A 23,084-nucleotide genomic window follows, 5' to 3' on the forward strand; every position below is an offset into this window, starting at 1 on the left:
TGTCCTATTAAGCAATAGACCACGCCCATCCAACTCAGCTCGAGGAAAAGACGATGACGGGAAAAGTCATGGAATGGGCGCCGTTCAGGCTACGCTCCGACGTATCCGAAGGCGCACTTTTGGAGGCGGCTGCGAGAATGCAGGATCGTTTTTTGAAGCAGCAGCCCGGCTATCTCAACCGCGAACTGGTGCGCGGCCGTGACGGCAGCTATGTCGACGTCATTTGGTGGCGCTCCCATGCCGATGCGGCGGCCGCCATGCCGAAGGTGCATGCGAGCAAGGATTGCCTCGACTATTTCGATCACATGCAGATCGATTCCGCCAATGCCGGCACCAGCGTGCTGCATTTCGAACAACTGCGGAGCTTTTGAGGAATAGGCATGGCTGAACGCCTGAAGGATCATTTCGGCGCAGAAGTGCCGGCCCGCATCGCCGATATGATCGGTGCGGTGCATCCGCCATTCGACCGGAAAGGTTTCATCGCCGCGACATTGGATGGATATGAGCCGCTGGAGCTGATGGACCGCGGGCGGGCGATTGCGCGCACGCTGAAGGCGTTCTTGCCCGGAGATTATCCCGAGGCGGTCGATATTCTCATTCGGTCGCTGGGGCCGGAAATGGATGGCAGCGACAATTTCGGCATGACGCCGTTTCTGTATCTGCCGCACACGATCTTCGTCGCCGACAACGGCATCGATCATTTCGAGCCATCCATGCGGGCGCAATATGAGCTGACCAAGCGCTTCACCGCCGAATTCTCCATCCGCACCTTCCTCGACAAGAGGCAGGATGAGACGTTGGAGCGGCTACGCATCTGGAGCGGCGACGCCAATGTGCATGTCCGGCGGCTGGTGTCGGAAGGCACTCGCCCACGCCTTCCATGGGCACAACGACTCCGCGCCTTCCAAGCCGATCCGACGCCGGTGCTCGAGCTGCTGGAATTGCTGAAGGACGATCCCGAGCTTTACGTCCGCCGTTCCGTCGCCAACAATCTCAACGATATTGGCAAGGATCATCCGGGCATTCTCATCGACACGGTACGGCGCTGGAGCGTGGATGCGCCTAAGGAACGTCAGCGCCTCATCCGCCATGCGCTGCGCTCCGCCGTCAAACGTGGCGAAGCGGATGCGATCGGCGCCATGGGTTATTCTGCCGCCGAAGGCATTCGTGTCGGCAGCGCGGAGATAATTCCGGCGAAGGCGCAGATGGGCAATATCGTCCGTATCGGCTTTTCCCTCGTCAACGACGGAGACGCAGCGCAATCGCTGCTGGTCGATTTTGCCGTGCATTTCGTCAAGGCCAACGGCTCGGCCAGGCCGAAGGTCTTCAAGCTGACATCGGTTTCATTGGCGCCCGGCGAAACGGCGCAATTCTCCAAGGCATTGCGTCTGGATGACCTGACGACGCGCAAGCATTATCCAGGGCTCCATCGGATCGACGCGATGGTCAATGGCGTGGCGATGAAAGTCGGGGAGTTCGTGTTGGATTAGCGGCTGAGACCGGTTTCAGCTACTCCGCGCGACCGCCGCCATCTCTTTTAACGCCTCGGCCGTTGCTTGATCTGCGGGAAAAAGGGATTCGATTGCCAGCTCCGCAAGGGTGATATCGACGGGCGTGCCGAAGATGGTGGTTGTCGAAATGAAAGAGAGGCGTCCGGCGTCGGTGATAAGCTCCAGAGGTACGGCGATACCGGCATAATCGCGATCAGGCGAGCTTGGCCTATGGGCTGCCGGTGCGGGATAGGCCGAGAGTTCCTTCAGCAAATCGGAGAGCACCGGATCGCCGGTCGCAATGATCTGCTGGCGCAGCCTCTCCAGCAGATGCGCGCGCCATTCCGGGAGATTGAAAATATGCGGCGCAAGGCCGTCAGGATGCAGGCTGAGCCTCAGGACATTCACCGGTGGCTTGAGCAACGCAACGTCGGCGACCCCGGAGAGCAGGGGCGCGACCGCGTCGTTCGCGGCGACCAAGGTCCAATGCCTGTCGATCGCAAGGGCGGGAAAGGGTTCGTGGCCCTTGAGAATGATATCGATTGCGCGGCGCGCGGGAGCCAGCGCCGGGTCTTCCAGCGAGCGCTCCGGGAAGACCGGCGCGAAGCCAGCGGCCAGCAGCATCGGATTGCGTTCGCGGAGCGGCACGCCGAGCCGTTCCGCAAGATGGATCAGCATCTCGCGGCTTGGAAGTGCGCGTCCGCTTTCGATGAAGCTGAGATGCCGTTGCGATATCTCCGCTTCGAGGGCGAATTCGAGCTGGCTCAAATGGCGGCGCTGCCGCCATTCGCGCAGGTAATCGCCGAGAGAGCGGCCGGGCACCATCATAGGGCGGCCGGGGCCTGATCAAGAAAGCCGTGAACCGTTTTCAGCCGCTCGCCGTCGAGAATGGCGAAGTCCGTGCCCTTGATCAAAGGCTCGTCACCTTCCGCGCCAAGGTTCCAGGAGAAACGAAGGTTGTCACCGTGGCGGTCGGCTGGACCTGCCAGCGTGAAGCGGAGGCCGGGAAGGCGGGTGTGTACGGCGGCGACCAGTGCGTCGATCTGCTCATGGCCTTCGCCGCGCATAAGTGGATCGACGTAAGTGCAGGATTCCGTCCAAGCCTCGGTGATGAGGGCGCGGCGCCGTTCGGCATCGGTCTCGTTCCAGACAGCGAGATAGCGTTCGGCAATGGTTGTCGCATCGGTCATCGGGTCAACTCCTTTGGATCGCCTGAACATTCAGACAAGGCGATCATGGGTGAGCCCTTCACCACTATCAATTACGTGGCAGGTAATCAAAGCAGCCTGTTTTAGAACCCTAGCCAGACGCGAACGGGATTGGTCGGGTCGGCCAGCAGCTTGATGGCGAAGGCGATGCAGACGATCACCAGTAGCGGCTTGATCAGTTTCGCGCCGATACGCATGGCAAGCCTTGAACCAAGTTGAGCGCCGAGGAACTGTCCGAGCCCCATGGTCAGGCCGACCTTCCAGAGAATGGCGCCGGAGAAGATGAAGACGATCAAGCTGCCGAGGTTGGAACCGAAATTCAATAGCTTCGTATGAGCCGTCGCTTTCAGCATGCCGAAGCCGACAAGCGTGACGAAAGCGAGCATGAAGAACGAGCCGGTACCGGGGCCGAAGGCGCCATCGTAAAAGCCGATCAGCGGCACGAAGGTGAAGCCGAAAAGCGCGGCACTCATGCGGCCATGTTTTTCGATATCGTTGAGATTAGGCTTGAAGGCGAAATAAAGCGCGATGGCGATCAACAGGAACGGCAGGATGATGCGCAGCACGTCGCCTGGCATGATCGTCGCCAGCGCTGCGCCCAGCATGCCGCCGATAACCGCCATCAGCGCCATCGGCAATTGCGTGCGAAGCTGCACATGGCCCTGGCGGGCATAGGCGATGGTCGCGGAGGCGGCGCCGCAGATCGATTGCACCTTGTTGGTGCCGAGCGTCTGCAATGGCGGAATGCCGGCCAGCAGCATGGCAGGCACGGTAATCAGCCCGCCGCCACCGGCGATGGAATCGACAAAACCGGCGAAGAAGGCGGCGGCGAAGAGCAGAAGCAGCAGATGTAGGGTGATGTCTTGCAAGGCGAGGAACTCGAAGGCGTGTGATTTCGTATGTCTTCTGGCACTGCAATTGCTTCAGGGCAATTGCTACAGGGACACACCAAGTGAAATTGACGGGCAGGGGGATGGTTCTGTAGACGGTCAGGTGAGTGCGTTTTTGCCGTGCCTCTGTGCCTGGCCCTCACCCTAACCCTCTCCCCGTTGAAACGGGGAGAGGGGACGACGGAGCAAACATTCGGCCTCGCTGCTAAATCACCAGCATTGCGGGCCATGGGTGCTCCCTCTCCTCGCATTGCAGGGAGAGGGACCAGGCACAAAGGTGCAGCGAGACAGGACGTGCTTGACTATAATCGCCGTCGCTGAGGTCCCATATGACATCACATCCTCAACCTAATGCCCGCCGTTACATCCTCGGCCTCGGCTGCGAGCGCGGTACGGACTGGAACGATGTGCGCTTGCTTGCCGAACGGGCGTTGCGGGAGAGCGGGATAGAGGTCGCTCAGGTCCTTGCGATCGCCTCTCTCGACACGCGGAGTAACGAGCCGGCGATCCTGGAGACGGCTGCTCATCTTCAACTGCCGCTGCGTTTTTTCGACGCCGCAACACTGGAGCGCGAAACGCCTCGCCTGAAGAACCCATCCGAGTTCGTCTTTGCCCGCGTCGGCTGCCATGGGGTTGCCGAGGCGGCTGCGCTGGCGGCGGCTGGACCGATCGCTGAGCTTGTTCTACCGAAAATCAAATCCGGCTTTGCCACCGCCGCAATTGCGAAAATCGGTTGATTTTTTGGTTCCCCGGCCGCGATTTCTCGCAATCTGTGACGAAATCGCGCGAGATTGCATCCGATATTGCAGAAATGGCGACTGCGGCTATGGTGGGGCATTTCGCCGGCCGCTGCCCACATGCGTCCCGGCGACTTCGGAGCATGATCCCAAGAACTGCAGGGCAGTCTTTGGACAAGATCAAGCTGATCAAAAGGATAACAAGGAAAAATCATGCACAAGGTCATTTACGACACGGACCCTGGCGTCGACGACGCCATGGCGCTTCTCTTTCTGCACCGCCATCCGGATATCGATCTTCTCGGCATCACCACCGTGTTCGGCAATGCTTCCGTCGACACGACGACGCGCAATGCGCTGTTTCTGAAGCGCGAGTGGAACATTCCGTGCCCGGTTGCCCGCGGCGCCAGCGTCACGTTCGATCCGTCGCGAAAGGAGCGGGATTGGCCTACCTTCGTGCATGGCCACAATGGTCTCGGCGATATCGAAGTGCCGGCAACGATCGATCTGCCGGCCGATCCGCGTCCGGCTCATCAGTTTATCATCGATACCGTGCGCGCCAATCCGGGCGAGGTGACGCTCGTCGCTGTCGGCCGCATGACCAATCTGGCGCTGGCCCTGAAGCACGATCCGGAGATCACCAAGCTGGTGAAAGACGTCGTCATCATGGGCGGCAATTTCTATGTTCCGGGCAATATCACGCCGGTGGCGGAAGCCAATATCCACGGTGATCCGGAAGCCGCTGACGTCGTCATGACTGCGGCCTGGAAAGTCGTGGTCGTCGGGCTCGACGTAACCGCGGTCACGACGATGAGCCGCAGCTATCTCGCCGACATGGCAAAGGCCGGCGGTCCGTCCGTGCAGTTGCTCTCCGACCTGTCGCAGTCCTACATCGATTTCTACAGCCATGCGGTGGATGACGGCATGATGGTGCACGATAGCTGTGCCTGCGTCTATGTCGTGGCGCCGGAACTGTTCGATACCATAGAGGGTTCGGTGCGCGTCGTCTGCGGCGGTATTGCCGACGGCCAAACGATCGTAAAGCCCGACGGCCGGCATTTTCCGCCGAATGAATGGGACAATCTGCCGAGCCAAATCGTCTGCACCGGCATCCGCTCGCAAGCGGTTATCGACCTGATCCGCGACGTGATTCTCGGCAAGGCAAACCATTGACGCAAATTCGGAGAGGGCGGCTGTGCTGCCCTCTTCGAATGCTTCTTATTCGAAGAATTATCTATTTTATAATATTATCAAATTGTTGCGCTGGCGCCCTGACAATTTGAGTCAGAGATTTCCGACAATGTATCGGCTCTTCCTTCCGACGTCTTCGTCGCCCTGGGGCAATTGAATAGCGCATCGTTGCTGCTGCCGAGACCCGATCTGCCCTATCATTCGGGGAGGGAAATGAGACTTGAGCCGGAGCGGCCTTATCCCATTCTCAAGATTGCAATTTTGGCCATCCGGGCATAGGACAGGTGGGATGAACGATACCGCATTTTCCAATCTGCCGGCGCTTGAGCCGGGCTCCGTCTGGCTTGTCGGCGCCGGGCCGGGCGATGCTGGGCTTTTGACCCTGCTGGCGGCGAAGGGACTGGCCGATGCCGATATCATCGTGCACGACGCGCTCGTCAACGAGGACTGCCTGAAACTCGCCCATCCCAGTGCGATACTGGAATATGCGGGCAAGCGTGGCGGCAAGCCGTCGGCCAAGCAGCGGGATATATCCCTGCGTCTTGTCGAGCTGGCGCGGGCGGGCAAGCGGGTACTGCGGCTGAAGGGCGGCGATCCCTTCGTGTTCGGGCGGGGCGGCGAAGAAGCGCTGACGCTGGTCGAACACGGGATTCCGTTCCGCATCGTGCCCGGTATTACCGCCGGTATCGGCGGCCTTGCCTATGCCGGCATTCCCGTCACCCATCGCGACGTCAATCATGCCGTCACTTTCCTCACCGGCCACGATTCCTCTGGCGTCGTGCCGGACGCGATCAATTGGGAAGCGATCGGCAAGGGTTCGCCCGTCATCGTCATGTATATGGCGATGAAGCATATCGCGCAGATCAGCGCCAATCTCATCGCCGCTGGTCGCTCGGCCGACGAGCCGGTTGCCTTCGTCTGCAATGCCGCGACGCCGGCGCAGCAGGTGCTGGAGACGACGCTCGGGCAGGCCGAAGCCGATGTCGCCGCATCCGGCATGGAGCCGCCGGCGATCGTCGTTGTCGGCAAAGTGGTCAAGCTGCGACCTTCCCTCGACTGGCTGGGCGCTCTATCCGGCCGTAAGCTTCTGCCGGAAACGGACGTGCGGGCGGGGGCGGGTCACAAGGTGCCGGCATGAGCGGCTTGCTGATCGCCGCGCCGTCCTCCGGTTCGGGCAAGACCACGGTCACGCTCGGCCTTTTGCGCGCGTTGCGGAAAAGAGGGATTGCGGTGGCTCCGGGCAAGGCCGGTCCTGACTATATCGATCCCGCCTTCCTCGCCGCCGCCAGCGGTTCGCCCTGCCTCAATTTCGATCCCTGGGCCATGCGTCCCGAGTTGATCTCGGCCAATTCGGCACTTCATCGGGCCGGCGGGCGGATGCTGGTCATCGAAGCCATGATGGGGTTGTTCGACGGCGCGGCGGATGGTTCGGGCACGCCGGCCGATCTTGCCGCCTTCCTTGGGCTTTCCGTCGTGCTCGTCGTCGACGCCTCGCGGATGTCGCAGTCGATTGCCGCGCTCGTCAGCGGCTTTGCCAATTTCCGCGCCGACGTCCGTATCGCCGGCGTCGTCCTCAACCGTGTCGGCAGCGACCGGCATGAGGCGATGCTGCGCCGAGCCTTGGAGGCCGTGCGCGTTCCCGTGGCCGCCGTCATTCGCGGCGACAAGGGGCTGACGCTACCGGAGCGGCATCTTGGGCTGGTACAGGCAGGAGAACATGCCGGGCTTGAGGAATTTATCGAACATGCGGCGGAGACTGTGTCCGAGGCATGCGATTTCGGGCTGCTGCTGCGCGCGGCACATCTGAATATCGTTCGGCCGTCGGTCGCCAACATCGCTCGGCTGATGCCGTTTGGACAGCGCATTGCCGTGGCGCGCGATATCGCCTTCGCCTTCTGCTACGAGCATATGTTGCTCGGTTGGCGGCGCCGCGGAGCGGAGATTTCGTTTTTCTCGCCGCTCGCCGATGAAGCTCCGGCTGATGATGCCGACGCCATCTATCTGCCCGGTGGTTATCCGGAATTGCATGCGGGGAGGCTTGCGACGGCGTCCCGCTTCCAAGAGGCAATCAAGGCAGCCGCCGCGCGAGGCGTGCGAATCTATGGCGAGTGCGGCGGCTACATGGTGCTGGGCGACGGATTGGTGGATGCCACCGGCATGCGTCATGAAATGCTCGGGCTGCTGCCTGTCGTCACCAGCTATGAGAAACGCCAGCGGCATCTCGGTTACCGGCGCGTCGTGCCGCTTGACGGTTCATTCTTCGATCGGCCGATGACCGCGCATGAATTTCACTATTCGACCATCGTTTCCGAAGGTGCGGCGGATCGGCTGTTTACGGTTAAAGACGCGCTTGGGACCGATCTCGGTACGGCCGGCCTGCAGCGCGGCAATGTCGCCGGTTCCTACATGCACCTGATCGATCTTGCCGGTGACGCCGCATGACGAACAGGATCGTACACGGCGGCGGCGTCACGGCGGCGGCTCGTCTTTATGGCGGGTGCCCGGAGGACTGGCTCGATCTGTCGACCGGGATCAATCCCAATCCGATCGCATTGCCTGATATCTCCGTTTCAGCCTGGCATCGGCTGCCGGATCAGCATCTGGTGGAACGGGCGAGGGAGGCCGCGAGGACCTATTATCGCAGCGGCGATATCCTGCCTTTGCCCGTCCCGGGCACGCAATCGGTGATCCAGCTACTGCCGCGGCTCGGAGCGGCAGGCAGCGCGGCGATCCTGTCGCCGACCTATGGGGAATATGCCCGCGCCTTTGCACTGGCCGGTATGCCCGCTGCAAAGATTACTGGCATCGGTGATCTCACTCCCGGACAGCGGTTGGTCATCGCCGTCAATCCTAACAATCCGGATGGCCGAGCGCTATCTGTCGATTTGTTACGGGAACTGCATGATGAGCTGCAGCAGCGCGATGGCATGCTGTTGGTCGACGAGGCATTCGGGGATATGGAGCCGGAAAGCAGCCTGGCGCCTTACGCTTCCTCCATGTCGAACCTCATCATTTTCCGCTCCTTCGGCAAATTCTTCGGCTTAGCCGGGCTGCGCCTCGGTTTTGTCATCGCGCAGGCCCCGATTCTTGAGCGTTTCGAGGATTGGCTCGGCCCGTGGGCTGTTTCCGGACCGGCGCTTTCATTGGCCGCCTCCTTGATGGCCGGTGACACGACTACCATTCGCAACCGCATTCTCGATCGAAGGTCGGCGCTGGATGCAGTACTTCGCCAAGCCAAGCTTCAGGTGGCTGGCGGCACGGGGCTGTTCACGCTTGTTGCCGATGATCGCGCAAGCGACATATATGCACATCTTTGCCGCCATCATATTCTTGTCCGCAAGTTCGACTATGCGCCGAATTGGCTGCGCTTTGGCCTTGCTCCAGACGAGGCGGCAGATCGCAGGCTTGCCGGGGCACTTGAGGCTTATTCGATATGATCATCGACGAACATTTGCTTATCCTCGTTCTGGCATTGCTGTTGGATCGCATCATGGGCGATCCAGATTGGCTGTGGCAGCGTCTGCCGCATCCCGTCGTGCTGTTCGGCAAGGCGATTTCCTTTTTCGACCGCCATTTCAACGTCAGGGATCTGCCGGGCATGGCGCGGCGTCGTAATGGCGTGATGTCGATCATCGCGCTGCTTTTCGGCGCGGTCATTGCGGGCTCAGCCGTGCATGGGCTGCTCGCCTTTTTCGGTTGGTTCGGTATACTGGTCGAAGCGGGCCTGGTGGCGATCTTCCTAGCGCAGAAGAGCCTGGCCGATCACGTCGGCGAGGTATCGAAGGCGTTGCGCAGCGAGGGGTTGGACGGCGGACGCCGCGCCGTATCGCGCATTGTCGGCCGCGATCCTGAGACTCTGGACGAGCCCGGCGTCTGCCGCGCTGCGATCGAGAGCCTAGCCGAGAATTTTTCCGATGGCGTCGTGGCGCCGGCGCTTTGGTATGCCGTTTTTGGCCTGCCGGGCCTGTTTGTCTACAAGATGCTGAATACCGCCGATTCGATGATCGGCCATAAATCCGAGACCTATATCGATTTCGGCTGGGCCGCCGCGCGCCTCGACGACGTCGCCAACTGGCCGGCGGCGCGGCTGTCGATCCTGCTGATCGCCGCCGGTGCGCTCGCCAAGAAGGGGCTTTCGGCACTCGGCAATACGATCCGAGTTGCGGTTCGTGATGGCGGACTGCACCGCTCACCTAATTCCGGCCGGCCGGAGGCGGCGATGGCCGGTGCTTTGGATATCCAGCTTGCCGGGCCGCGCGTCTATGGCGGCGAGGTCGTGCGCGAGCCGATGATCAACGGTTCTGGCCGTGATATCGCCACCGTCAACGATGTCGATAGCGGCATCTCGATCTTCTATTCGGCATGCACGATGCTGACGCTCGTCGCCTTCGCGGCCTTCCTGTTGCTGTTGTGAATGGTCGATCCACGTTAACGAATTGCTCACTATCTGTATTAATCTAGTATAATCAGAGAGCTGATAGTTCTTCCTTTCATCGGAATTGTTTCAAAAAGAAGCAAACGATGGAGGGGCGCAAGATGAAACGGATAGTGGCAGCCGTTGCCGCATGTTTATGCCTGCAGTTTCATGTCGCAACAGCGCAGGCTGGAACTCTTCTCGCCAATGTTGATCTTCGGTCGCAGACCATGACCGTTTCCGAAGATGGTGTTTTCAAGTATCGCTGGAGAGTATCGACGGCGCGCAGAGGTTATGTCACTCCGACCGGCTCCTATACGGCGAAGTGGCTGTCGCGCGATCATCGCTCGAAGAAATACGACAATGCGCCGATGCCCTATGCGGTCTTCTTCAATGGCGGCTACGCGGTGCATGGCACCTATGAGCTGAGGCATCTTGGCCAGCCCGCTTCGCACGGCTGCGTACGTCTGGAACCGCGAAATGCTGCCACCTTCTTCTCGATGGCGTCGCAGGTAGGGTTGAGAAACACCCGGATCATCATCAGCGAGTGATCGCCGCCGCAATACCGCCGTATCTTGCTCGCATGTCGCGCTCTATTCCTGCAATTGCGCAATGGAAGTATTTTTGCTGTTTAGGCAACAGTGCTCCGTCAAATTACTGGAGTCTCAGGTGGAAACCATTGGCTTTTGGAATGGATTTCCCTATGAGGAGGGTTGAATTATCATTTCAAGAGGTATGGGCGTGACTGCTACATTCGACAAAGTTGCCGACATCATCGCTGAAACAAGCGAAATCGACCGTGAAACGATCACCCCAGAGAGCCACACGATCGACGACCTCGGCATCGACAGCCTCGACTTCCTGGACATCGTTTTTGCCATCGACAAGGAATTCGGCATCAAGATTCCGCTGGAACAGTGGACGCAGGAAGTCAACGAAGGCAAGGTTTCGACCGAGGAATATTTTGTCCTCAAGAATCTCTGTGCCAAGATCGACGAATTGCGCGCCGCCAAGGGCTGAGCAACGTTCTTGCTTTTTTTGACGCCCAGCCGCCCCTGAATATGGCGGCCGGGCGGTTTCATTCTTAACTATCGTATCCTGCCCGCGCCATATTGCTCACCGGGTCGGATCGGAGGCATTGATGCTGCTGGAATATTTCCAGATGATTGACCGGGTCGATTCGGTCGATCTGTCCAAGGGCCTTTTGAAGGCGCATTCGGTCGTCCCGGCGAAGAGCCCCGTTTTCGAAGGTCACTTTCCGGGCATGCCGCTCGTTCCCGGTGTCCTTCTGATCGAGACCATGGCGCAGGCGTCGGGCATGCTGGTGCTTGCGGCAACGAAATTCGCCTATATGCCATTCCTGATGTCGGTCGACGGCGCCAAGATGCGCACCTTCGTCGAACCGGAAGCCGAACTCGACATTGAGGCGGAATTGGAGCATGACGGCTCGGGCTTTGCAGTGACAAAAGCGCGGATCACGATCGCCGGCAAGAAGATCTGCGATGCGCAGTTGAAGCTGCGCACCATGCCGTTTAATGAGGTGCCGCTCGCCGATATCGTGCGCAAGCGGGCAGGTGAGGTCGGGCTTCTCGACGCCATCGCCGCCAATGGCTGACGTTTCCGGCTTGCATGGCGCCGCATTCTAAGAGGATTGATGAATGAGCAAGGCTCAGAATGATGTGGTGATCACGGGTATCGGCATCGTTACCTGTCAGGGTGTCGGCAAGGAAGCGCATGTCGCCCTGCTGACATCGGACAAGGCGCCGCCGACCATCGTCGAAACCGAGAAATTCAAGCCCTATCCCGTGCATCCGCTGCCGGAGATCGACTGGTCGCAGCAGATCCCGAAGCGTGGCGATCAGCGCCAGATGGAAAACTGGCAGCGCATCGGCGTCTTCACAGCCGGTCTGGCACTGGATGATGCAGGCTTCAAGGACGATCTCGATGCTTGCGGCAGCATGGACATGATCGTTGCGGCGGGCGGCGGCGAGCGCGATATCAATGTCGATACCTTGATCGTTGACGAAGGCCTGAAGCGCAACGATCGCGAATTACTTCTGAACGAGAAGCTGACGACCGAGCTCCGTCCGACGCTGTTCCTGGCTCAGCTTTCAAATCTGCTCGCCGGCAATATCTCCATCGTCCACAAGGTCACGGGTTCGTCGCGCACCTTCATGGGCGAGGAAGCTTCCGGTATCTCGGCCGTCGAAACTGCATTCCATCGTATCAAGTCGGGCGAATCGAGCCATGCATTGGTCGGCGGCGCGTTTTCGGCCGAACGCCAGGACATGATGTTGCTCATCGAAGCCGTGAATGCGCATGCGATCGGCGACTGGCATCCGCTTTGGTCCCGCAAGCCGGAAGACGGCGGCGGCATGATCATGGGTTCGCTCAGCGCTTTCCTCGTGCTTGAATCGCGCGCCCATGCCGAAGGCCGCGGCGCGCGCATCTATGCAACCATCGACGCCATCGAAGGCGATCGCGGCAATCGCGATGGCGGCAAGTTCGAGGCGCGGCTGGAGCGCCTGCTGGCGCCTGCCAAGGATGCTGAGGCCGAAAGCACTGTCATCTTCAGCGGAACGACGGCAATCCCGGATCTCGCGACGCGCGAGAAGGCCGTACTGGAAACGCAGTTGCCGGCATCGGCCATTCGCGGTTATGCCGGGGTTTCCGGCCACGGGCTTGAAAGCCAGTTTCCGCTCGGGCTTGCTTTTGCCGCTCTAGCGGTCGCCAACAAGGCCAAGGTGCCGCCGTTCGACGCAACGCATGAAAAGCCGATGAATGCCGGCGCGCGCAAAGCAGTCGTGACGACCGTCGGGCATGCGCGCGGCGAAGGCGTCGCCGTAATTTCCGCCGAAGCGTGAGGAGTTAGGATCATGACCGCATCCGCCTATAAGGATCATCTCGGCCGCCCGATCGTCGCCGTCACCGGCATGGGCATCATCACGTCGCTCGGCCAAGGGCTGCAGGATAATTGGAACGCGCTTTCTTCGGGCACGTCCGGTATCCACGGCATCACGCGCTTCCCGACCGACGGCCTTTCGACACGCATTGCCGGTACGGTGGATTTCATCGAGATCCCTGCACCGAACGCCGTCGAGCGCTCCTATGCCTTTGCTCGCGAGACCACGATCGAGGCGCTCGCGCAGGCCGGCATTTCCGGTGATTTCAACGGGCCGCTGTTCCTCGCCGCACCGCCGATCGAGCCGGAATGGAGCGCGCGCTTCGAGTTGGCCGACCGTTCGCCGCCGGCAGATCATCCGGGCGATGCCTATGAGCGTTTTCTCGCGGCGATGCATGAGCGTCCCGATCCGGTTTTCCACGAGGCGGCCCTGTTCGGCGCCATTTCAGAGCGTCTTGCCGACCGCTTCGGCACGCGCGGCCTGCCGGTAACCCTGTCGACCGCCTGCGCATCTGGTGTCACCGCGATCCAGCTCGGCATCGAGGCAATCCGCCAGGGCCGCACCACGCGGGCGCTGACGGTTGCGACCGATGGATCGCTCAGTGCCGAGGCGTTGATCCGCTTTTCGCTGCTGTCGGCGCTGTCGACACAGAACGACCCGCCGACCAAGGCATCCAAACCCTTCAGCAAGGACCGCGACGGCTTCGTGATCGCGGAAGGTGCCGCAACGCTGGTGTTAGAATCACTAGAATCCGCAGTTGCCCGTGGCGCTAAGATCCTCGGCATCATGAAGGGCGCCGGCGACAAGGCGGATTCCTTCCATCGCACCCGCTCGTCGCCGGACGGCGGCCCGGCGATCGCGACGATCCGCGCGGCTCTTGCCGATGCGGGTATGGCCGAGACCGATATCGGCTATATCAACGCGCACGGCACGTCGACGCCGGAAAACGACAAGATGGAATACGGGGCGATGTCCGCCGTTTTCGGCGATCGACTGCCGATGATCCCGGTATCGTCGAACAAGTCGATGATCGGCCATACGCTGACCGCCGCCGGCGCGGTCGAAGCAGTGTTCTCGCTGCAGACCATGCTGACCGGCACGCTGCCGCCGACCATCAACTATAACAATCCCGATCCGTCGATCATTCTCGACGTCGTGCCGAACAAGAAGCGCGAAAAGCAGGTAGGCGCCATTCTTTCGAACTCCTTCGGGTTCGGCGGACAGAACGCCAGCCTTGTCATGGCGCTTGAACCGGCTTAATCGGACCTTCGAACAAAAAGACATTACTGCGCCCGAGGGGCGGGGGATTTTGCCATGCGCGCTTTGCAATTGATCGACGACCGCAAACTTGAGATCACCGATCTGCCGGAGCCAGACGCTCCGGGCGCGGGTGAGGTGACCCTGCGCGTCAAGGCGGTCGCCCTCAATCACATCGATGTCTGGGGTTGGCGCGGTATGGCGTTCGCCAAGCGCAAGATGCCGCTCGTGATCGGCGCGGAAGCAGCCGGTGTCGTCGAAGCGATCGGACCGGGTGTCGCCAACGTGCTGCCAGGCCAGCTCGTCTCGATCTACGGTGCGCGCACCTGCGGTCTCTGCCGTCACTGCAGCGAAGGCCGTGACAATCTCTGCGAACATGTCGGCGGCGTGCATGGTTTCCATCTCGACGGTTTCGCGCAGGAGAAGGTCAATCTGCCGGCACGCCTGCTGGTTCCGGCGCCTCCCGGGGTTGACGCAATCGGCGCGGCACTGGCACCCGTCACCTTCGGCACGGTCGAGCATATGCTGTTCGACAACGCTAAGCTGGAGCCGGGCGAAACGATCCTCGTCCATGCCGGCGGCTCCGGTATCGGCACGGCGGCAATCCAGCTTGCCAAAAAGATCGGCTGCACGGTCATCACTACCGTCGGTTCCGACGACAAGATCGAGAAGGCCAAGGCGCTTGGTGCAGACCATGTCATCAATTACCGCACGGATCGCTTCGAAGGCGTGGTGCGCAAGCTGACCAAGAAGAAGGGCGTCGACGTCGTCTTCGAACATGTCGGCAAGGACACCTGGGCCGGCTCGATGCTGTGCATGAAGCGTGGTGGGCGTCTGGTCACCTGCGGCTCGACCTCGGGTGTTTCCACCGACATGAACCTGATGATGCTGTTCCAGCAGCAGCTAAAGCTGCTCGGCTCCTTCGGCTGCCGCATGGAGAATATGGCGAATGCCATGCAGAAGATGGCGCGCGGGCTGGTGCATCCGGTCATCGACACCGAAGTAAGCTTCAGCGATATAGACCGGGCGCTGGAGCGGATGGAATCGCGCCAGATCTTCGGCAAGATCATCCTCAAGATGGATTGACCGGCGTGAAGCTCGTCATCACCCGGATCGTGCTTGCCGTCCGGCATTTCCGCCAATGGTTGATCGCGCAGATCATCTTCGGTTTCCTGAATTTCCTGAAGCTATTTCCCGCCGATGGCGGCATCAGATTCGCCGACTGGCTGACCCGGAAAATCGGGCCGCGCATGCGCCGGCACAAGCTGATGCTGACCAATCTACGCAACGCTTTTCCTGAAAAGAGCGAGGCGGAGATCGCCGAGATCGCCCTGGCAAGCTGGGGCAATATGGGGCGGCTGGCGGCGGAGTATGTCTTTCTCGATCGGCTGTTCGATTTTGATCCGTTCAGCGAGGAGCCGGGCCGCATCGAGGTATCCGGCATTCCGATCTTTCTCGACCTCAGGGAAAATCCGCGGCCATTCATCGTCTTTACCGGACATACGGGGAATTTCGAATTGCTGCCGGTCGCCGGTGCAGCCTTCGGGCTGAAGGTCACTGTGCTCTTTCGACCGCCGAACAATCCCTATGTGGCAGATAAGGTTTTCGACTTTCGCGCCAAGCGCATGGGCAATCTCGTACCCTCGCATGCAGGATCGTCTTTCACCCTAGCTAGGCAATTGGAAGCCGGCGGCGGGGTTGGCGTGCTGGTCGATCAGAAGTTTCGCAAGGGACTGAGGACGAAGTTCTTCGGTCGCGACGTCAAGACCAATCCCTTGCTGCCGAAACTGGTTCGTCAGTTCAATTGCGAGGTCTATCCGGCTCGTTGCATTCGGTTGCCCGATAATCGCTATCGGCTGGAAATAGAACCGAGGCTGGAGATGCCCCGCGATGAGCGCGGCAATCTCGATCTGCCGGCTACGGCACAGCTTCTGAACGACAAGGTAGAGAGCTGGGTGAGGGAATATCCCGAGCAATGGCTCTGGTATCATGACCGCTGGAATATCAAGAAGACCCTTTTCTAAGAAATCACTTAAATAAAACAATTCGTAGCAGAATGAGCCATCTAAAGTCCGAAAAGGCTCAAAATTTGACCTTCGGTAAGCCCTGCCTTTCGAAAAATTCGCCTTTTCCGAGAACTTCAGTTCGCCAGGATTGAATGTGAGGGTAAGTCATGTTATTGCATTTGCAAGAAAGCTTGGTGAGATAGCGGGCGCCAGGCTGCATATCCTCGTTCATAGTAGTGTCGGGATGAGGCCCGAGGCTGAACTGTGGGCAAGGGCAGGAGGGCAATTTTGCTGGCACTCTTTCATGCCTTCTCCATGAAATGCACCCAGATTCAAAGGGCAATCAAGCTGGGTGATGATGAACTTGTCGGTTCGCTCGATCGCGAGTTGGAGCCGCTCGTTACAGCGATCCTGGCTTATAAAGCCACCAGCCTTCTCGAAATGTATATGCAATTGCAATTTATGAGCAATCTGATCCGCGAGGAATCGGATGACCGCTCACGGGTGATGCGCAACTCAGCGTCGCTATCGTCGCTGATCGATCGCTATTTCGGCGGTGCCAGCGAGGCTGCGGCCGAAGTGCTGATGGCATTTTCCACGGGAAAGAACGAGCAGGAAGGCGAGGGCGCCGGGTTCGACGAGGACAATGTTCTGAACGACGTCATTCTCGACAGCCTGCCGGATCGTGTCGCCGTCATCACGCGCGACTATCGCTATCTCTACAGCAATGCGGCCAATTCCGAATACCTGAAGTCGAAGCCGATCGAACTGGTCGGCCGGCATCTTTCCGAATTCATCGGTTCTGAATTGTTCGAAGGCTGCTTCAAGAGCAAGCTGGATGCCTGTTTTGCCGGCGAGACGGTCAATTGCCACTATCCGGCCTATCGTCCGACGGATGTCAACAAGACCTTGCATTGCCGAATGACGCCGCTGCGCGCCACCAAGCCGAGGGGCGAAGTGATCGGGGCGCTGGTTGTCGTGCATGAGGTCGGTGCTGTCTCAGCGAACATGCTGGTGGCCTGATCGGTCGTTTCTGGTTCCAACAACAACCGTATGATCACGCCCGCAATGTGCGGGCATCATACTGTTGTCTTTTCCCCTTTATCGTCGAAAGCCTTGAGGGCGAGACATGGCTTCGTCGACGCGTGGCCCACTTCAGGAGAGGCAGGTCTTCAGGGACTTGGCGATGCCGCGCATCAGGTCGAAATAGAGATCCGGTCCTTGCGGCAGCGTTGCCGCTTCCGGATCGAGCACGCCTGATTTGGCGGATGTGCCCTCGATGACGACATTGACCAGCTTCGGCTCGAATTGCGGTTCGGCGAAGACGCAAGTTGCGCCGAGATCGGCGACCTTGCTATGGATTTCCGCCACCCGCTGCGCGCCGGGGATGCTTTCCGGGCTTACCGTGATCGAACCCGCGACATGCACGCCATAACGGCGCTCGAAATATTGATAGGCATCGTGGAAGACGATGAAGGGCTTGTTCTTGACCGGTGCGATGGTCGAAGCGATTTCCGTGTCGAGCGCATCCAACTTGTCGTCCAGCGCCTTCTGGTTCGCTTCATAGGTCAGGGCATTGGCGGGATCGGCTGCGACCAATGTCGTGGTGATCTCAGCCGTCATTGCCTTGGCATTGTGCGGATCGAGCCAGAGATGGGTGTCGAACGCTCCATGATCGTGCGAATCTCCGGCGTCTGCCGCCGGTTCGTCGCCGTCGTCATCCGCTTCGAAAGCGCCGCCCTGGCGGAATTTCAGTTTGGTGATGCCCGGCGCCTTATCGAGTTCGACCACCAGGGCGTTCGAGCCGAGGGCCGAAAGCGGCTTCTCCAGGAAAGCTTCCATGCCGGGACCGACCCAGAAAACCACTTTGGCGCCTTCGAGCGCCCGCGCGTTCGAAGGCTTCAGCGCATAGGTGTGCGGCGAGGCCGCGCCTTCGACGATCAGGTCCGGCGTGCCGACGCCTTGCATGATCGCGGCAACGAGAGAATGAACCGGCTTGATCGATACAACTACCTCCGGCGGATCGCTGGCGAATGCAGGGGAGGCGAAGAATAAGGAAGCGGCTAGGGGGAGGATGGTCTTTGCCAGGCTCATGCGATACTGCTCTTGAATGGGTTCTGTTATGTTATTACATCAATTGCGTTATGCTATAACGTGTGCGATAGCAGGACGCAACAGCGCAAGTGGAAATTTCATGCTTTCTTCCGTGGACAATAAGAGCCGGTCTCTCGTGTCGCTCCATGACGTCGGCGTCCGTCGCGACGGTCGCTGGCTGGTGCGTGGCGTCGATTTTTCCGTGAGCCGCGGCGAAATCGTCACCCTGATCGGCCCGAATGGTTCCGGCAAATCCACCAGTGCCAAGACCGCGATCGGCGTGCTGAAACCGGATGAAGGCAGCGTCGAACGTATCGCCGGGCTCAAGGTTGGTTATGTCCCGCAGAAACTCGCCATTGACTGGACCCTGCCGCTGAGCGTGCACCGTTTGATGACGTTGACCGGGCCTTTGCCTGAAGCGGAGTTGAAGGCGGCTTTGGAGGCGGTGGGCATCGCCCATCTTGCCAAGGCCGAGGTGCAGCATCTTTCCGGTGGCGAGTTCCAGCGGGCTTTGCTGGCGCGCGCCATTGCCCGCAAGCCGGACCTGCTGGTGCTGGATGAGCCGGTACAAGGCGTCGATTTCAGCGGCGAGATAGCACTTTACGATCTCATCAAATCGATCCGCAATTCCGAAGGCTGTGGCATTCTGCTGATCTCGCATGATCTGCACGTCGTCATGGCTGCGACGGATACGGTCGTTTGCCTCAATGGTCATGTCTGCTGCCGCGGCACACCGCAGGCAGTCACACAGAGCCCGGAATATGTGAGACTGTTCGGCACGCGGGCGGCGCAATCGCTGGCGATCTACAGCCATCATCACGACCATACGCATCTGCCTGATGGCCGCGTGCAGCATGCCGACGGCTCGATCACCGATGATTGCCACGCCGATGACGGTCATCACGACCACGGACATCACGATCACGGGCACGAGCGCCACGACCACGATCATGATCATCAGGCGGCAGGAGAACGCCATGTTTGACGATTTCTTCCTGCGCGCCGTCGTCGCGGGCGTCGGGCTGGCGCTGACCACCGGGCCGCTCGGCTGCTTCATCATCTGGCGGCGCATGGCCTATTTCGGCGACACGATCTCGCATTCGGCGCTGCTCGGCGTAGCGCTGTCGCTGCTCTTCCAGCTCAATCTAACGCTTTCCGTCTTCGCGGTCGCGGCGGCGGTGTCGATCTTGCTCCTGTTCCTTCAGCGCCGGCAGGCGCTGTCGGCGGATGCGTTGCTCGGCATTCTGTCGCATGCGACGCTGGCGATCGGCCTCGTCATCGTCGCTTTCATGAGCTGGGTAAGGATCGATCTCATCGCTTTCCTGTTTGGCGACATTCTGGCCGTCAATCGTTCGGATATCGCTTTGATCTGGGGCGGCGGCATTCTGGTATTGGCGGCGATCACCTGGCTTTGGAGGCCGCTGCTCGCCTCCACCGTCAATCCGGAGCTGGCCGAGGCTGAGGGCCTGCAGCCGGAACGGGCGAAGCTGTTTTTCACGCTGCTGATGGCCGTCGTTATCGCCATCGCCATGAAGATCGTCGGTATCCTGCTGATCACGGCGCTGCTGATCATCCCCGCCGCCACGGCCCGCCGCTTTGCCGCGACGCCCGAGATGATGGCTGTCTTTGCTTCGCTGATCGGCGCCGTCGCTGTCGTCGGCGGGTTGTTCGGCTCGCTGCGTTACGACACGCCGTCAGGCCCGTCGATCGTCGTGGCGGCGCTCGTTCTGTTTATCATCAGTCTGCTGCCCCTTGCCCGCAGGGCTGGCGCGCCGGCGGCGCAACAGGGAGGACAGGGATCATGACCACTCCGACACTCACCAAGAACCAGTCGCTCGTTTTCGATGTCCTGACCAAGGCGGAAGCGCCGCTCAGCGCCTATACCATCCTCGACAAGCTGCGCGACCATGGTTTCCGTGCGCCGCTGCAGGTCTACCGGGCGCTGGACAAGCTGCTGGAATATGGCGTCGTCCATCGCCTAGAGAGCATCAATTCCTTCGTCGCTTGCGCCCATCCGGATGAGAACTGCCACAGCCACGGCCTCGTCGCCTTCGCCATCTGCGAAAGTTGCGGCCAGGTGATCGAATTCCACGATCATGAAGTGGATCACCGGCTGATGGATTGGCTGAAATCGCAGAAGTTCAAGGCCGAAAAATCGACCATCGAGATTCGCGGTCACTGCGCGAGTTGCGCTGCTTAAATGTCAGCGCGGCTCTTAATCCAAGCTCCGCGCATTTTGGAAGATGCGGCCTAGTCCAGCCTCTTGAGGTCGCGGGCAAAACGCTGCCAATTGGCAACATAATTGCGGGCCGAACGGCGCAGGCCTTCGATGGCAGCCTCGTCCAACGTGCGGATCGCCTTGGCGGGGGCGCCGACGATCAAGGAGCCATCCGGAAATTCCTTGCCTTCCGTTACCAGTGCATTGGCACCCACAAGGCAATTCCTGCCGATCTTCGCGCCGTTCAATATGGTTGCGCCCATGCCGATCAGCGAATTGTCGCCGATGGTGCAGCCGTGGATGATGGCATGATGACCGATGGTGCAGCCTTCGCCGATCGTTGCCGGGAAGCTGGGATCGGTGTGCACCATCGTCCCTTCCTGGATGTTGGTGCCTTTGCCGATGACAATGAGCTCGTTGTCGCCGCGCAGGACTGCGCCGAACCAGATGCCGACATCCTCGCCGATCTCCACTTTGCCGATCACGTTTGCGTCGGGCGCGATCCAATAGCGGCCGGGATCGGGCGTCTTCGGCACCAGGCCGGAAAGGGCATAGAGCGGCATCTTATTTCTCCTCGATCAAACGACGTTCAGCATCAGTGTCGCAACGCCATCGACGGCGCAGCTTATCCTGTCGCCGCGGGCCACCGGTCCGACGCCGGCCGGCGTGCCGGTCATGATGACATCGCCGGGCGCCAGCGTGAACAGCTTCGAGAGTTCGGTGATGATTTCCGGTACTTTCCAGATCATCTGCGACAGGTCGCCCCTCTGCACCGACTCGCCGTTGCGCATCAGCCAGATGCCGCCCTTATCGGGATGACCGACCTGTGTTGCCGGGGCGATAGCGGAAACGGGGGCGGAGCTTTCGAAGGCCTTGCTGACCTCCCAGGGGCGGCCGAGCTTCTTGGCTTCGCCCTGTAGGTCGCGGCGGGTGAAATCGATGCCGACGGCATAGCCGTAGATGCAGTCCAGCGCCCTTTCAGCCGGGATATCGGAGCCGCCACTTTTCAGCGCAACCACCAGTTCCACCTCGTGATGCACATCCGAAGACAGCGGCGGATAGGGGAAATCGCTATTCGGCAGCAGATTGTTCGGGTTTTTCTGGAAGAAGAAGGGAGGCTCGCGGCTTGGGTCGTGGCCCATCTCGATCGCATGGTCGGCATAGTTGCGGCCGACGCAATAGACGCGGCGCACGGGGAAAGATGCGGTTTCGCCATTGATCGGCAACAGCACTGGCGCGGGCAGGGGGATGACGGTGGCAAACTGTTCGGTCATGACAATCTCTTCACATAGTTCGTCTGCTGCCAGAAGATCCATGCCCTCCGACTCCACGGCAACCTAACACTAATGGAGTAGAGGGGAAAACCAACCAACGGAAAGGTTTCGGTGTAAAGCGTTGGTAGAAGGGTTCTTCGTGTTCACCGACGCGACTGCGGATCCGCGGTAACCCCCGGCAAAGCCGCTCATCTGTGCAGACGGAAGGAACTGTGGCATAACTGAGCGATGGCGATAAATGTCTTGGGGGTCCACACAGATCACGTCAGGACGGAACAGGCGGTGGGCAATTCGCTTGCGGTCGCCTATTCTGTAGCGGTCCTTTGTTGGCTGCTGTCGTCCGGCGTCTATATCGCCGCGAAATGGGTCTCTCACGAAATGCCGCCTTGGGCGCTCTGCTTCTGGCGGGTGCTGATTGCCTGCGCCATCCTGTTGCCGATCGTGCGCCGGCATTTTGGCGCCATGTTTGCGCTCGCCAAGGCTCGTCCGCTGGAGTTGCTGTGCATTGGCGGCATCGGGCTCGCGATCTGCCAGGGCCTGCTCTTCACCGGCCTGGAACATGCGGATGCCACGACGGCCGGCATCATCATGGCTCTGATCCCCATTCTTACCATGGTTCTAGCCCGCCTCCTTCTCGGCGAGCCGATGGGAACCTGGCAGGTGACGGGATCGATCCTCGCCTTCCTCGGCATCGTGGTCATCGTCATCAAGGGCAGCCCGGCGGCATTGATGCGTCTCGATATCAACCCCGGGGAGCTTTGGATCGTCGCCGGCTCCTTCTGCTTCAGTCTCTACACCGTCCTGCTTCGCCGTGCGAAATTCGATATAGAGCGCCTTCCGCTGCTCGTGCTGCTTTTGGGCGCCGCGGTGCTCACGGCACTGCCTTTCTACCTCTGGGAACTTGGCTCCGACGAGCGCTCGACGCTCAATGTCAACGGGCTGATCGCACTCGCCTATGTGGCGATCCCCGGCGGCGCCATGACCTATTACCTCTTCAATCGCAGCGTCGAGGCGTTGGGGGCGGCCCGGGCTGGTCTGATGCTCTACCTCCAGACAATCTTTACCACCGTGCTCGCCTATCTGCTTCTCGGCGAGCAGTTGCAATCCTATCACCTTGAGGGTGCTGCGATCATCGTCGTCGGTCTGTTGCTCGTCACTCTACTGAAGCCGAAGGCCGAACCTGTGGCGGCGGCAAAGCCCTGAGGCTCAGGGTCGCATTGCTGGTCATGTCAGCGCGACGCTTTTTTTGCGGCAGAGCGCCAACTTTGACGCCGTCTCGCTTTATTCCTATCTGTGCTGTATATCGCCCCTCGAAATCGTGCCCAACTTGTTGCCGCGCGCCTTTTAGGATCGCTTCGACGCAGCAATAGACGCTTGGAACGGGCGAAGAAAATTATGCGAG

General features: G+C 60.2%; 26 protein-coding genes. 20 read left to right on the forward strand and 6 right to left on the reverse strand.

Going from position 1 to position 23,084, the window contains the following annotated elements; genetic code table 11:
* Positions 1-53: 53 nt before the first annotated feature.
* A complete protein-coding gene (locus tag GGD50_RS10635) occupies positions 54-371 on the forward strand; it encodes an antibiotic biosynthesis monooxygenase family protein (protein ID WP_107108334.1) in 318 nt (105 codons plus the stop codon).
* A 9-nt stretch (positions 372-380) separates the two neighbouring features.
* Positions 381-1,490, forward strand: a complete 1,110-nt coding sequence (locus tag GGD50_RS10640) for a DNA alkylation repair protein (protein WP_107108333.1) — start codon at positions 381-383, stop codon at positions 1,488-1,490.
* 15 nt (positions 1,491-1,505) lie between these two features.
* Here GGD50_RS10640 and GGD50_RS10645 read toward each other — a convergent pair whose 3' ends face one another.
* The 3 genes from GGD50_RS10645 to GGD50_RS10655 all read right to left on the reverse strand — a co-directional run bounded on the left by GGD50_RS10645 (position 1,506) and on the right by GGD50_RS10655 (position 3,567).
* Complete coding sequence (locus GGD50_RS10645; protein ID WP_107108332.1) at positions 1,506-2,318, reverse strand: helix-turn-helix domain-containing protein; 813 nt, start codon at positions 2,316-2,318, stop codon at positions 1,506-1,508.
* Complete coding sequence (locus GGD50_RS10650; RefSeq protein WP_107108331.1) at positions 2,315-2,680, reverse strand: nuclear transport factor 2 family protein; 366 nt, start codon at positions 2,678-2,680, stop codon at positions 2,315-2,317. The genes GGD50_RS10645 and GGD50_RS10650 overlap by 4 nt, the downstream gene beginning before the upstream one ends.
* A gap of 101 nt (positions 2,681-2,781) precedes the next feature.
* Complete coding sequence (locus GGD50_RS10655; protein WP_107108330.1) at positions 2,782-3,567, reverse strand: TSUP family transporter; 786 nt, start codon at positions 3,565-3,567, stop codon at positions 2,782-2,784.
* A gap of 350 nt (positions 3,568-3,917) precedes the next feature.
* On the opposite strand from GGD50_RS10655, the gene GGD50_RS10660 reads away from it, so the two are divergent.
* The 14 genes from GGD50_RS10660 (at position 3,918) to GGD50_RS10725 (ending at position 17,119) form a co-directional block, all read left to right on the forward strand.
* Positions 3,918-4,325, forward strand: a complete 408-nt coding sequence (locus tag GGD50_RS10660) for a cobalamin biosynthesis protein (RefSeq protein WP_107108329.1) — start codon at positions 3,918-3,920, stop codon at positions 4,323-4,325.
* Between the two features lie 213 nt (positions 4,326-4,538).
* Positions 4,539-5,498: a nucleoside hydrolase gene (locus GGD50_RS10665; RefSeq protein WP_107108328.1), complete on the forward strand. Its 960-nt coding sequence runs from the start codon at positions 4,539-4,541 to the stop codon at positions 5,496-5,498.
* A 307-nt stretch (positions 5,499-5,805) separates the two neighbouring features.
* Positions 5,806-6,654: a uroporphyrinogen-III C-methyltransferase gene (cobA, locus tag GGD50_RS10670; protein ID WP_107108327.1), complete on the forward strand. Its 849-nt coding sequence runs from the start codon at positions 5,806-5,808 to the stop codon at positions 6,652-6,654.
* A complete protein-coding gene (locus GGD50_RS10675) occupies positions 6,651-7,958 on the forward strand; it encodes a cobyrinic acid a,c-diamide synthase CobB (protein ID WP_107108326.1) in 1,308 nt (435 codons plus the stop codon). The genes cobA and GGD50_RS10675 overlap by 4 nt, the downstream gene beginning before the upstream one ends.
* Positions 7,955-8,953, forward strand: coding sequence for a threonine-phosphate decarboxylase CobD (cobD, locus tag GGD50_RS10680; RefSeq protein ID WP_107108325.1), 999 nt, complete (start codon positions 7,955-7,957; stop codon positions 8,951-8,953). Before GGD50_RS10675 ends, cobD begins: the two co-directional genes overlap by 4 nt.
* Positions 8,950-9,930, forward strand: coding sequence for an adenosylcobinamide-phosphate synthase CbiB (cbiB, locus tag GGD50_RS10685; RefSeq protein ID WP_107108324.1), 981 nt, complete (start codon positions 8,950-8,952; stop codon positions 9,928-9,930). Before cobD ends, cbiB begins: the two co-directional genes overlap by 4 nt.
* 122 nt (positions 9,931-10,052) lie before the next feature.
* The gene (locus GGD50_RS10690) at positions 10,053-10,481 is read left to right on the forward strand and encodes a L,D-transpeptidase (protein ID WP_107108547.1); all 429 of its coding nucleotides are present in this window, start codon (positions 10,053-10,055) and stop codon (positions 10,479-10,481) included.
* Between the two features lie 184 nt (positions 10,482-10,665).
* A complete protein-coding gene (locus GGD50_RS10695; RefSeq protein ID WP_003495848.1) occupies positions 10,666-10,950 on the forward strand; it encodes an acyl carrier protein in 285 nt (94 codons plus the stop codon).
* A gap of 121 nt (positions 10,951-11,071) precedes the next feature.
* A complete protein-coding gene (locus GGD50_RS10700; protein ID WP_107108323.1) occupies positions 11,072-11,545 on the forward strand; it encodes a 3-hydroxyacyl-ACP dehydratase FabZ family protein in 474 nt (157 codons plus the stop codon).
* A gap of 43 nt (positions 11,546-11,588) precedes the next feature.
* Positions 11,589-12,794, forward strand: coding sequence for a beta-ketoacyl-ACP synthase (locus tag GGD50_RS10705; RefSeq protein ID WP_107108322.1), 1,206 nt, complete (start codon positions 11,589-11,591; stop codon positions 12,792-12,794).
* A gap of 12 nt (positions 12,795-12,806) precedes the next feature.
* Positions 12,807-14,093, forward strand: a complete 1,287-nt coding sequence (locus GGD50_RS10710; protein ID WP_107108321.1) for a beta-ketoacyl-ACP synthase — start codon at positions 12,807-12,809, stop codon at positions 14,091-14,093.
* A gap of 54 nt (positions 14,094-14,147) precedes the next feature.
* The gene (locus tag GGD50_RS10715; protein WP_107108320.1) at positions 14,148-15,176 is read left to right on the forward strand and encodes a zinc-binding dehydrogenase; all 1,029 of its coding nucleotides are present in this window, start codon (positions 14,148-14,150) and stop codon (positions 15,174-15,176) included.
* A 5-nt stretch (positions 15,177-15,181) separates the two neighbouring features.
* Positions 15,182-16,114, forward strand: a complete 933-nt coding sequence (locus tag GGD50_RS10720; protein ID WP_107108546.1) for a lipid A biosynthesis lauroyl acyltransferase — start codon at positions 15,182-15,184, stop codon at positions 16,112-16,114.
* A gap of 270 nt (positions 16,115-16,384) precedes the next feature.
* On the forward strand, positions 16,385-17,119 hold the full coding sequence (locus tag GGD50_RS10725) for a PAS domain-containing protein (protein WP_183937744.1): 735 nt from the start codon (positions 16,385-16,387) through the stop codon (positions 17,117-17,119).
* A gap of 132 nt (positions 17,120-17,251) precedes the next feature.
* Here GGD50_RS10725 and GGD50_RS10730 read toward each other — a convergent pair whose 3' ends face one another.
* Positions 17,252-18,190 (reverse strand): zinc ABC transporter substrate-binding protein, encoded by a 939-nt coding sequence (locus GGD50_RS10730; RefSeq protein ID WP_107108319.1) that lies wholly within the window; start codon positions 18,188-18,190, stop codon positions 17,252-17,254.
* Between the two features lie 100 nt (positions 18,191-18,290).
* Between GGD50_RS10730 and GGD50_RS10735 the strand changes: the two genes are divergently transcribed.
* From GGD50_RS10735 to GGD50_RS10745, 3 genes are read left to right on the forward strand one after another with little or no spacing between them, the layout of a single operon-like run.
* Positions 18,291-19,175: an ATP-binding cassette domain-containing protein gene (locus GGD50_RS10735; protein ID WP_107108318.1), complete on the forward strand. Its 885-nt coding sequence runs from the start codon at positions 18,291-18,293 to the stop codon at positions 19,173-19,175.
* Complete coding sequence (gene znuB / locus GGD50_RS10740) at positions 19,168-19,995, forward strand: zinc ABC transporter permease subunit ZnuB (protein ID WP_107108317.1); 828 nt, start codon at positions 19,168-19,170, stop codon at positions 19,993-19,995. Before GGD50_RS10735 ends, znuB begins: the two co-directional genes overlap by 8 nt.
* Positions 19,992-20,390 carry a Fur family transcriptional regulator gene (locus GGD50_RS10745; protein ID WP_028752927.1) on the forward strand — a complete coding sequence of 133 codons (399 nt, stop codon included), beginning with the start codon at positions 19,992-19,994 and terminating at the stop codon, positions 20,388-20,390. The genes znuB and GGD50_RS10745 overlap by 4 nt, the downstream gene beginning before the upstream one ends.
* 50 nt (positions 20,391-20,440) lie before the next feature.
* On the opposite strand, the gene GGD50_RS10750 is transcribed toward GGD50_RS10745, so the two are convergent.
* Together GGD50_RS10750 and GGD50_RS10755 are read right to left on the reverse strand one after the other, a co-directional pair.
* On the reverse strand, positions 20,441-20,971 hold the full coding sequence (locus GGD50_RS10750; protein ID WP_107108316.1) for a gamma carbonic anhydrase family protein: 531 nt from the start codon (positions 20,969-20,971) through the stop codon (positions 20,441-20,443).
* Between the two features lie 15 nt (positions 20,972-20,986).
* Complete coding sequence (locus GGD50_RS10755; protein WP_107108545.1) at positions 20,987-21,682, reverse strand: fumarylacetoacetate hydrolase family protein; 696 nt, start codon at positions 21,680-21,682, stop codon at positions 20,987-20,989.
* 228 nt (positions 21,683-21,910) lie between these two features.
* Between GGD50_RS10755 and GGD50_RS10760 the strand changes: the two genes are divergently transcribed.
* Positions 21,911-22,885: a DMT family transporter gene (locus tag GGD50_RS10760; RefSeq protein ID WP_107108315.1), complete on the forward strand. Its 975-nt coding sequence runs from the start codon at positions 21,911-21,913 to the stop codon at positions 22,883-22,885.
* Positions 22,886-23,084 lie beyond the last annotated feature (199 nt).

Origin of the sequence: Martinezella paranaensis (assembly GCF_014200235.1) — a bacterium.
Lineage (GTDB): Bacteria > Pseudomonadota > Alphaproteobacteria > Rhizobiales > Rhizobiaceae > Rhizobium > Rhizobium paranaense.